The organism is Streptomyces sp. NPDC004561 (assembly GCF_053602155.1).
The window spans coordinates 1-3,825 of record NZ_JBSGDB010000668.1 but is presented as its reverse complement, the minus strand read 5'-3'; the positions used below and the strand labels follow the sequence as shown (position 1 = coordinate 3,825).

Annotated in this window: 2 protein-coding genes; both read right to left on the bottom strand. The window is 67.1% G+C overall.

The window, feature by feature from the left end:
* Positions 1–606 precede the first annotated feature (606 nt).
* A complete protein-coding gene (locus ACWEN3_RS43195) occupies positions 607–1,023 on the bottom strand; it encodes a YeeE/YedE thiosulfate transporter family protein (protein WP_452983238.1) in 417 nt (138 codons plus the stop codon).
* Positions 1,023–1,682, bottom strand: a complete 660-nt coding sequence (locus ACWEN3_RS43190; protein WP_452983235.1) for a YeeE/YedE family protein — start codon at positions 1,680–1,682, stop codon at positions 1,023–1,025. The genes ACWEN3_RS43195 and ACWEN3_RS43190 overlap by 1 nt, the downstream gene beginning before the upstream one ends.
* Positions 1,683–3,825 lie beyond the last annotated feature (2,143 nt).

The window sequence follows — 3,825 nt, the reverse complement described above, 5'->3', positions numbered from 1 at the left end:
AACCCGACCGGCACGGTGGTGCGGCGGGCCGAGCTGGTGCGCTTGTGATCGAGATGCCGCTTGGGCCGGTAGATCAGCTGTGAGCGTTCGCCTTGCTTGTAGCAGGCCAGAGCGGCGACGGAGAAGCGGTGCTGAGAGCGTCCCCGGACCCGGATGACGGGTGTGCGTCCGCGACGAAGCCCTCGCCCAGCGGACCGACGGCCGCCCCGCGGCTTGAGACCGACTTGGCGGCCTGCCCGGCGCCGCGCCTCTCATGACCTGGGGCAGAAGATCAGATGCCCCCCCGCAGGGCGGATTCCAGGCATCGCGACCGATTGAGCCCACCAGCAGTGCGGTGCTCGTGGTCCTTGCCGCGTGGTTGCTCGGGCTCTTCTGCCATTGGCCGGCCGATGGACGGTTTGGCCTCCCAGATGTGGCATGCCCTGGCGTACGGCTGGGGCGCGGCGGAACGGTTGTCGCCGTCGGCACGAAGCCTGACGCGGTATCGGAACGCTCCGGACGCAGGTGACTGAGACAGGGCGCGGCTGGATGGGCCAGGGCAGAGCGACGGGGTGCCTCACCTCAACGCGGTTGTGTGTCGGCGGGCGTGTCGATGGACGTCCCTGCTTACAGGCCGCAGGAGCCGCGGTCGAGGTGGAAGTATCGGGCGTTGGCCCAGCGGCACAGCCGGATTCCGACGGTGACGCCGAGTATGGTGACCAGGGCGGGCAGGTAGCCGCTGGCGAGCTGGACGATCGGGATTGCCGGGCACCCCCCGGAGATCGCCCAGCCCGTACCGAACAGCACCGCGCCGGGGATCACGCCGGCGTGGATACGCCCCGGGGTGCGCGGGACCCGCAGCAGCGCGAACGCGCACACGATGATCACGACGGCGCCGGCGAAGGAGAGGAGCATGCGCAGGTCCTGGAAGGTGAACATGCGGTTCAGCTCGGTGTAGTCGCCAAAGCCGATGTTGGAGACGGCGTAGCCGAGAGTCAGTCCAGTGATGATGTTGGCCAGCAGAATCGCACCCCGGGTACGCATCAGATCACCTTCCACAGCAGGAACGACACCGCGACGGCGGTGCCGAAGAACACGGCGGTCGCAACGAGGCTGACCGGTCGTAGACGGCCGCAGCCGTTGAGTCCGTGGCCGGAGCTGCACCCACCGGCCAGCCGGGTGCCGAAGCCGACCAGAACGCCCCCGAGGAACAGCAGAACGGTCATGGTGGTCGGATTTGCGGTGACCACGTTCCGGAACCCGGGTCCCATGTCGAAGCGGAGGTGGAACCGCCCGGAGGTGACCGCGGCGATCAATCCGCCGAAGAAGATCGATACCAGCAGGGCAGCCTGGGTCACGAGCGGGGCCGGACCCGGGCCTGTCACCGAGGTGCTCTCATCCGCCGTCGGTTCGACGTCCGTCTCGAGCAGCTGTGAAGAAGTCCCGTACGGGGCTGGCGGCACGGTGGGCGCGGTGGGGCTGGTGCCGAAGTGTTCTGCCGTAGCTGCGGCGAGGGCGTCAGCGAGAGCGTGCTCGTCGGTGAACTCCTCGTCCATCTCCTCGAGGTGGCGCTCCCTGCGCCAGTGCAACACGCGGTCCCACGCGGACGACACCCCGAAGGACCGGTCCGTGGTGAGGGCGTAGTTGATGGTGATCAGAGCGAGCCCGGCAGCGCCGGCCCACCAGGGCCAGTAGCCACTCATGCGGGGCCTCCCATCCATTCGGTGAATCGACTCCACCAGCCGTGCCTCGCTTTGGGCCCTTGACCCGCGTGTCCAGAGGTACGGTCCGGAGGCTGGGGCATCGGCGGGGAGGATGACGGTCGGTAGTGCGAGACCGGGATCGTCGAAGATGCCGGCCCGAACTGAGCCACCGTCTCCGATGCCGCGGGCACGGGTTCCGACGGCTCGGGCGGCCCGGCAGGTGTCGTGCGCGACGAGGATGCGTTCTCGGGCGGCCAGGGGTGTTGTGGTGCAGGAGACTGCTGGAGTCTCTGCTCCGGGGTGGCGGCGTCGAACCGTTCCGCGCCGGTGGCCGCGACTTCAAGCTGTCGCGCGCGGGCCCCGTTGGGCAGCAGGCTGATCGGCACACGCTCGCCGGTGAGTGACACCTGGTAGCGCGCACAGCCGAGCCACTGATCCTCGCTGTCGCAGTAGTAGTCGCGCCACCCTTGCAAGCTCGCCCTGAGCAAGGGGAAAAGGGGGCATCCTGCGGCGTGCGAGCAACTCACGTTGCTCCCTTCTGGCCGGCGCACACCACCCGATCTGCGAGGGCGGTTGCCGTTCTCGGTCTCTTGCCCTCGCCGCGCCCGGGTCGACGAACTCAAAAAGACGCGGTGACGGCCTGTCACAACACAGAACAGTGCCTCCATTTCTCGACCGGGCGAGATGGAACCACTGTTTCGGTGTTCCAAGCAACTTCTGGGGGATTCCGGCCGTGACCGCTTGGCACTTCTGAGTGGGGTATGTCACGCATTATTGGGTCGTGACGCAACCCCACGGCCGTCCTCCTGTCGACGGAGTCGGTGGTTCGTGGAGACGGTGTACGTATGGGAGTTGTTTGTGGCGGAATCGTGAATTTGGCCGTGACGGAATCGTTGATATTACTGGTCGTTAATGTGGCTGCGAATGAAGGGGAACCATGTGCCGACGTGCTGTCTGCCAGTCGTGCCGGAAGGTGACCTACGAGGGTTGCGGGAGACACGTGGAGCAAGTGCTCGCCGACGTGCCGACACTTCAACGGTGCATGTGTGAGTCGGCGGAGCGCGAGCGTGTACGCCCAGGGGAGCCGAAGGCTCGAACGGGACCGGATCCGGTCCGACCGGGCGGAACGGTGCGACGCACACGCGTTCCCCGACGCCTGGACAGGTCAGCCGGCCGAGCGAAGGATCGATGGTGGGGCCGACTCATCGCTTGGATGAAAAGCCCAGCATGAGGTAAATGGAGGCAAAGTGCTGCGCTCGCCGGACGGGCCCTGTGGAGCGGCCACAGCTCCCCCGACGAGCCCACCTTCGCCGCGGCGGGCGACCTCGCCCACGACATGACCTGGTGCGTTCTGGCATCCCTGCTTTCCCTCACCTGGGTGAGCGTTTCCCGGCCGTCGAGATCGCCGTCGGCGGTCGGCGTGCCGGTCGGGTCCTGCCCTGCGGGATGCTGTCCGCCCTCCAGAGGGACAACCTCTGACCTCACCTCAGCTGCTGTTTCGAACGGAGTCTCACGGGTGAGTTCACAGACGCGCTTCCGGAAGGCTGAGTGAGTCTGTGCGCGCTTTTCCGTAAGTTCCCAGACTTCTTGCGCCAGCCATCTCCCCATTTCGGTATCACGAGTGATGCCGCCCAGCAGGAGCTCAATCCTGCGTGTGCGCCTTTCGTAAAGGTCTCGCAGATGTGTCAGGAGTGCACCTCCATCCATGTGCGGGCCTAGCAACCATCCTCGTCGGCCCGTGACACTCTCGTCTGGTCGCGCGCTGATCGAAGTGACCCCGTGCGGGGTCATGGCGGCGCCCAGCCCTCCGGGGGAGATATGCGGGCGCCGCAGGGGCAGGCACGGTTTCCCCCCGTAACCGGGCCTGCCCCTGCTCCGCAGTGCCCGGCAGGCAGCGCCTCGTTATGTGCCGTATGTGACACCGACGGACGCCTGCGCGCTGTATGAGGTGGACCCCAGGGTCCCGTGGCGCTCGCTCGCCCCCCTTTTTTTCGAGCGAGCAGTCGCGTACAGGGGGCAGGCAGACGTCCCCCGCGTCTTCCTGCCCAGTACGGGGTGGTGTCGTGGGGCGGCCGGCCCACAGGATAGCCTAAATAGGCCACCCGCGTCCGGGGACAAGGCGGCGGCTGGGGCGAGTTGTGTT

Coding starts and splice junctions, on each gene's coding strand:
- ACWEN3_RS43190 (WP_452983235.1), bottom strand. CDS start 1,682: ATGAGTGGCTACTGGCCCTGGTGGGCCGGCGCTGCCGGGCTCGCTCTG.
- ACWEN3_RS43195 (WP_452983238.1), bottom strand. CDS start 1,023: ATGCGTACCCGGGGTGCGATTCTGCTGGCCAACATCATCACTGGACTG.